The sequence below is a fragment of the Micromonospora sp. KC207 genome (genome assembly GCF_004348615.1).
Taxonomy (GTDB): domain Bacteria; phylum Actinomycetota; class Actinomycetes; order Mycobacteriales; family Micromonosporaceae; genus Micromonospora.
Genome location: NZ_SMKJ01000358.1, coordinates 1 through 5,867 on the forward strand (window position 1 = coordinate 1; position 5,867 = coordinate 5,867).

The window sequence follows — 5,867 nt, forward strand, 5'->3', positions numbered from 1 at the left end:
GTGGCCTAGCGTGGCGGAATGGACCCTTCGGCGGTCTGGCGCGACAAGAGCCACCGGTGGCGGATCGAGGCGTACCGGGCACCGGACCTGCGCTTCGCCGTCTTCGCCACGAACGGCCCCACCGAGTCGGCCCCGCTGTGGCTGTTCGGGATGGCGGCGCTGGCCCGCTGGCTGATGACCCACGCCATCTCTCTCGACGACCTGGAGACCGACTGACCGGCATCACCCGAGTGGGGCGCCATCCGAGTGGGGAAAAAGGCGGTTTTCGCGCCTTTCGGCCCGGTGTTGCTGCGTACCGTTCGGGGGGTGAAGGACCGGGGAATGCGTACGGTCGTGGCGGTGCTCGCCGGCCTCGCGGTCATCTACTTCGGCAGCAGGGGCCGCAGCGTCGACGAGGGTGGCGGCGTGTCCGGCGGGGTGGTGCTGCTCGCGGTGCTGGCCGCCGCGTTGACCTGGCACCTGACCAAGCCGGGCACCCAGTAGCCCCGAGCGCCCGGACGTGACCACACCCGGCACGTGCCCGCTGCGGGGTTCTCAGCGGGCGGCGGCGCGGGCGATTTCCCCGGCGGAGTCCTCGTCGAGGGTCACGCGGACCAGTGCCGAGGCGAGCCGGCCGAACTCCGCCCCGTCGACCAGCCGCGCCAGCCCGCGCGGGTCGGCCGGCAGACCCAGCCGCTGCGCCCCGGCCAGCGTCCTGCGGTCGGCGTAGGGGCGCACGTCGGGCCAGGCCGACTGCGCCTCCCGCAGGAAGATGTCCGCGCCGGTCGGCCCGATCCCGGGAAACTCGGTGAGCAGCCGCCGCAGCGCGGCCGGCGACCCGTCGGCCTCCCGGTGCAGCCGGCGCAGGTCGCCGTGCCAGCGGACCAGGCACAGCTGCGCGCCGGTGCCGAGCATGGTGGCGGTCCGCTCGTCGTAGCGGCGGTAGTGCCCCCGGCCCAGCGCGTCGACCCGCGCCTGCCAGCCGGCCGCCTCCATCGCCTGCGGGGTGCGGTAGCCGGCGGCGAACAGCTCCCGGGCCGCAGCCACCGCGACCGAGGCCCGGATCCGGGTGCTGAGCAGGGTGGCCAGCACCAGCAGTTGGTACAGCGGGCCGGGCCGGTCGGCGAGCCGGATGCCGGCGTCCTGCGCGTACGTGCGGCCCTGCCGCTCCAGCAGGACCCGCGCGGTTGTTCGATCGTCTGCCACGCCCCCGGGTACCCGCATCGGTGCCGGCCACCCATCCGGCGCGTTGAGGTGGGGTGATAGTCCCGCACCCTGGCGCGGGGCATGGGGGGTGCGGCGACGGGTAAGCCGACAGCGGCGCGGCCGACGCCGCGCCGTCCACCCTGGAAGGGAGAATCCCGTGACGAACCCGCAGCAGCCGGAGCTGCGCCGCAACGCGCGAAACGACGCGGTGCAGGACGCCAAGGGGCCCGGCGCGTCCGGTCATCCCCACGGTGGCACGTCGCAGGGCGACCGGGGCCGGACCGTTCCGCGTGGTCAGGTGTCGCCCTACGGGCCGGCCGGAGCGCAGGTGGCCGACGACGAGAGCGACTAGCACCACCGCGACGAGGGCGGCCGCAGCCGGTTCCAGGTGGCTGCGGCCGCCATCCCGTACGCCAGGTGCGGCACGACGTCCGACAGCCAGTCGGTGCGGCTCCACCGCCGGGGGTCGGTCACCCCCAGCGCGGTCATCGACCCGTCCGAGGCGGCCATCACGCCCCCGCCGAGCAGCAGCACGGCCACCGGCAGGGGAGTACGCCGGTGCCCGGCCAACAGGGCGAACACCACGCCGGCGGTGACGCCCAGCCCGTACCCGAGCAGGGGCCCGAGGCCCGCGCGGCGGTTGGCCGCCCGGTCCTCGGGCCCCAGGTCCACGTGTGTGAGCCTGGCAACACGCCGGGCGCTCTCCTCGGGCGTGCTGCTCGCCGGTCGGGCGCGCAGCACCATGTCGGCGTAGCCGACCATGTTCAGCGCGGCGCTGCCCACCGCGCCGGCGACGGCCCCGTCGACCAGCCTGGTCCCGCTCACTTCGGGTCGCCCGGCTCGCGTTCGCCCTTCGGGCCGTACGTCCGTTCGCCCCGCACGACGCCGTGTTGTCCCCGGTCGTCCTGCAGGATCCGGTTGGCGACCTGATTGGCCTCGGAGTCGGCCGCCCGTCCGGAATTCTCGATCAGGTCGCGCAGCCGCGCCCGTTGCTTGTCGTACGCGTTGCTGCCCGGTCGTGGTCCTGGCATCGCCGCCTCCTGCGGTCTGGGGCTGTTGGCGCACGTCGTCTACCCGCCTGCGCCGGGGCCAACCGTCCCTGGGTGGCGACCGCCTCAGGCGGGGGCGCGCACCACGGCGACGGGGCAGTCGGCGTGGTGCAGCACGGCGTGGCTGACCGAGCCGAGGACCAGGCCGGTGAACTCGCCGCGGCCCCGCCCGCCGACCACCAGCAGTTGGGCCTCGCGCGAGGCCTCGGTGAGCGCCGCGACGGGCCGATCGCGGACCGCCGTCGCCTCGACGGACATCTGCGGCCAGCGTTCGCCGAGCCCGGCGAGGGACTCGGCCAGCACCCGCTCCTCCTCGCTGCGCAGCTCGCGCCTGTCGTGGACGAGGGGTTGCATGTCGCCGGGCCCGGTGGAGGCCGGGTGCCGGTAGGCGTGCACGGCGCGCAGCGCGACGCCGCGTACCGCCGCGGCCTCGGCGGCGAACTCCACGGCGGCCTGGGACAGCGCGGAGCCGTCCACCCCGACCACGACCGGCCCGTCGGTGCGCGCCGCGCCGCGGGCGACGAGCACGGGGCAGTCGGCGTACGCGGCGACCTTGACCGCCACGGAGCCGAGCACCAGCGTGGCGAACCCGCCCAGTCCCCGGTCGCCGACGACGATCATCACGGCGGTGGGGGACTCGCCGACCAGCACTGCGGCGGCCTCCCCGTCGATGATCTCCCCGGTGATCCGGACGTCCGGCGCGGCCGCCTCGGCCTCGGCGACGGCCTCCGCCACGAGCCGTTCGGCCTGGTGGCGCAGTCCGGCGCCGGGCGGTCCGCCGGGGGCCGGGCCGAGCGGCACGCGCAGCAGCGGCCAGATGAAGCCGTGCACCACCCGCAGCGGCCGGTTCCTGCGGGCCGCCTCCCCGGCGGCGAGCCGGACGGCCCGCAGGGACGACTCCGAGCCGTCCGCGCCCACCACCACCGCCGCGCCGTTGGTCGCGTTCACCGCTGTACCTCCTCCGCCGTGGGCACGCGGTCAGTATCGCGGCCGGCTGGCCGTCGCCGAGGCGATACCGCGCAGGTCACCGGGCCGGCACGGCGTCCGGACGTCGACGGGGGAGGAAAACGATCGACCGTGCCGGCTGGCCGGCCGGGGCCCTCCGTATGATGCTTGCCCTACAGCAAGAGTTGTCGGAGGGTGATCATGCCGCAGGCGTCCGGAACGGTGTCCCGCGCGCTGCGCGAGGCGCCGCCCGACCGGTTGGCGGAGGCCGCCGACGGGGCCATCCGCGCTGCTCTGGGCGCGTCCCGGACCGAGGTGTTCGTCGCCGACTACCGGATCAGCGGGCTGTGGCCGGTGCTGGACCCGGACCTGCCCGACGTTGGCTTCCTCGCCTGCCAGGGCGTGGCGCAGCGCTGCTTCAGCAGCCAGCAGCCGGTGCTCGACGGCGGGGAGGACGGCCGGTGCCGCGTCTACCTGCCGCTGACGGTCTGGGGCGAGCGCCTCGGTGTGCTCCTGGTCGAGCTTGCGGCGGCCCCGGCGGCGTCGACTGTGGAGACGGTGCAGGACATCGCCGGTGAGCTGGCGCTGGCGTTGCGCGCGGCCGACCGGGAGACCGACCGGTACCGCAGGGCCCGCCGCCGGGAACGGTTGAGCATGGCCGCGGAGATGCAGTGGGACCTGCTGCCGGGCCGCAGTGTCACGCACGGCGCGTTTCTGCTGGCCGGGCAGTTGGAGCCGGCGTACACGGTGGGCGGCGACCACTTCGACTGGTCGGTGGACGGTGACCGGCTCGCTCTGACGGTACTCAACGGCGCGGGCACCGGCCTGTCGGCGTCGCTGCTGACGGCGGTGGCGGTCAACGCGATGCGCAACGCCCGCCGCTCCGGCGGCGGACTGGTCGAGCAGGCCGAGCTGGCTTCGGACACGGTCTTCTTCCAACACCGGGGCGAGCGGCACGTGGCCACGCTGCTGCTGGAGCTGGACACTACCGACGGCCGGGTGCGCGCGGTGGACGCGGGCTCGCCGCACGTGTTGCGGCTGCGGGGTGGTTCGGTCGAGCGGGTGCCGCTGGAGCAGCAGTTGCCGTTGGGCATGTTCGCCGAGGCCCGCTACGAAATCCAGGAGTTCACCATCGAACCGGGAGACCGGCTCTTCGTGGTCAGCGACGGCGTGTACGCGGCGGCACCGGGCGGCGGGGAGCCGTACGGTGAGCGGGCCATGGCCCGGTCGATGCGTGCGACTCGCTTGCAGCCGGCGACCGAGGCAGTTGGTACGGTGATGCGCGGGCTGCAGTCCTACCACGCCGACGCCGATCTGCGCGACGACGCGGTGGTCGTCTGCCTCGACTGGCGCCCCCGGGCCGGGGGCCTGGGCGCGGCGGCGGGGCGGTAGCGGGACACGAGCGGACATCGCAGGGGACGTCGGGTGGAGCAACCGGATCTCGCCGCGGCGATCGACGTCGCCGCCGAGGCGCTCGTGCGCGTGCTCGATCCGGAGGGTTCCCGGCATCAGATGACCGTCTCGCCCACGCAGCTGCGGGTGCTCTCGCTGATCAGCGCCCGTCCGCTTACCAACGTGAACCGCCTCGCGGAGCTGCTCGACGTGGTCCCGTCGTCGGCGAGCCGGCTGTGCGACCGGCTGGAGGCGATCGGGCTGCTGCGCCGGGTGGCCGATTCTCGGGACAAGCGGGAGGTGCGGCTGGTGCCGACGGCCGCGGCGGAGGCGTTGCTGCGGGAGCTCACCGAGCGCCGGCAGCGGGCGGTGCAGGCGGTGCTGGAGCGGATGCCGTCGCGCACGCAGCACGAGCTGCTGCTGGCGCTGTTGGCGTTCAGCCAGGCGGCAGCGCCGGATCCGGGCGCCCGGCCGGCCTGACTCCGATTCATTGTCCTAGGATGCTTTACGCGACGTGAGGTCGCCCACACGCACGCCATCCTCCAGCGAGGCGAGCACGGACGACCTGGGGCCGAGAGCGGGCCCGATATAGTGGCAGCGCAAGTCACCGGCCCCTGGTCCGCATCGGACCGGGGGCCGCGCCAGGGGAGGTCCCGGCCCGGGATCCGAAGGTGCCGGCGGTTGCCGGCCGGCAACGCGTGCGTCCTCCGTAGCGCCCGCTCCGGGTGCCGGACGGTGCCGCGGAGGGAGGTTCGGTGTCGCGTCGGCCGGCGGGGGCCCTGCCCCCGGAGAGGACCGGCGGCCCGGGCGTCGCGCAGACCGGGGACCGCGTGCTCACCCTGCCCAATCTGATCAGCTTCGTGCGGCTGCTCGGTGTGCCGCTGTTCCTCTACCTGCTGCTGGTGGCACGCGCTGACGTCGCCGCGGTGGTGGTCCTGGCGCTCGGGGGCACCACGGACTGGGTCGACGGCTGGATCGCCCGCCGGTTGCGGCAGGTCAGCCGCCTGGGTGAGCTGCTGGACCCGTTGGCCGACCGGCTCTACATCCTGGCGACCCTGTCGGCGTTCACCGCGCGCGAGGTGGTGCCGTGGCAGTTCACCGCGGCGCTGCTGGCCCGGGAGTTGCTGCTGCTGGGGTCGCTGGGGGTGCTGCGCCGGTACGGGTACGGGCCGCCGCCGGTGCACTATGTCGGTAAGACGGCGACGTTCCTGCTGCTGGCCGCGTTCCCGATCCTGCTGCTGGCGCACGCCACGTCGGCGGTCACGGCGACGGTGGCCGGGGCGGTCGGCTGGGGGC

Annotated in this window: 10 protein-coding genes; 6 read left to right on the plus strand and 4 right to left on the minus strand. The window is 74.9% G+C overall.

Features of this window, described 5'->3' with window-relative positions; translation table 11 throughout:
* Window positions 1-18 precede the first annotated feature (18 nt).
* Complete coding sequence (locus E1258_RS29005; protein WP_007071112.1) at window positions 19-216, plus strand: hypothetical protein; 198 nt, start codon at window positions 19-21, stop codon at window positions 214-216.
* A 105-nt stretch (window positions 217-321) separates the two neighbouring features.
* Window positions 322-483, plus strand: coding sequence for a hypothetical protein (locus E1258_RS33645; protein WP_165949930.1), 162 nt, complete (start codon window positions 322-324; stop codon window positions 481-483).
* A 51-nt stretch (window positions 484-534) separates the two neighbouring features.
* Here the strand turns inward: E1258_RS33645 and E1258_RS29010 are convergent, their stop codons facing one another.
* Window positions 535-1,203: a hypothetical protein gene (locus E1258_RS29010; RefSeq protein ID WP_371688698.1), complete on the minus strand. Its 669-nt coding sequence runs from the start codon at window positions 1,201-1,203 to the stop codon at window positions 535-537.
* Between the two features lie 139 nt (window positions 1,204-1,342).
* Between E1258_RS29010 and E1258_RS29015 the strand changes: the two genes are divergently transcribed.
* Window positions 1,343-1,537 carry a hypothetical protein gene (locus tag E1258_RS29015; RefSeq protein ID WP_132406719.1) on the plus strand — a complete coding sequence of 65 codons (195 nt, stop codon included), beginning with the start codon at window positions 1,343-1,345 and terminating at the stop codon, window positions 1,535-1,537.
* Here the strand turns inward: E1258_RS29015 and E1258_RS29020 are convergent.
* From E1258_RS29020 to E1258_RS29030, 3 genes are all read right to left on the minus strand, one after another.
* Window positions 1,534-2,010, minus strand: coding sequence for a hypothetical protein (locus E1258_RS29020; protein ID WP_132406721.1), 477 nt, complete (start codon window positions 2,008-2,010; stop codon window positions 1,534-1,536). The genes E1258_RS29015 and E1258_RS29020 overlap by 4 nt on opposite strands.
* Window positions 2,007-2,216: a hypothetical protein gene (locus E1258_RS29025; RefSeq protein ID WP_036371794.1), complete on the minus strand. Its 210-nt coding sequence runs from the start codon at window positions 2,214-2,216 to the stop codon at window positions 2,007-2,009. Before E1258_RS29025 ends, E1258_RS29020 begins: the two co-directional genes overlap by 4 nt.
* Before the next feature lie 84 nt (window positions 2,217-2,300).
* Window positions 2,301-3,182, minus strand: a complete 882-nt coding sequence (locus tag E1258_RS29030) for a universal stress protein (protein WP_132406723.1) — start codon at window positions 3,180-3,182, stop codon at window positions 2,301-2,303.
* A 198-nt stretch (window positions 3,183-3,380) separates the two neighbouring features.
* Here E1258_RS29030 and E1258_RS29035 point away from each other — a divergent pair, with 198 nt between their 5' ends.
* The 3 genes from E1258_RS29035 to E1258_RS29045 form a co-directional block, all read left to right on the plus strand.
* Window positions 3,381-4,571 (plus strand): PP2C family protein-serine/threonine phosphatase, encoded by a 1,191-nt coding sequence (locus E1258_RS29035; RefSeq protein WP_132406725.1) that lies wholly within the window; start codon window positions 3,381-3,383, stop codon window positions 4,569-4,571.
* A 33-nt stretch (window positions 4,572-4,604) separates the two neighbouring features.
* A complete protein-coding gene (locus tag E1258_RS29040; RefSeq protein ID WP_132406727.1) occupies window positions 4,605-5,051 on the plus strand; it encodes a MarR family transcriptional regulator in 447 nt (148 codons plus the stop codon).
* Between the two features lie 275 nt (window positions 5,052-5,326).
* A partial coding sequence (locus E1258_RS29045) for a CDP-alcohol phosphatidyltransferase family protein (RefSeq protein ID WP_371688699.1) occupies window positions 5,327-5,867 on the plus strand: 541 nt, incomplete at its 3' end.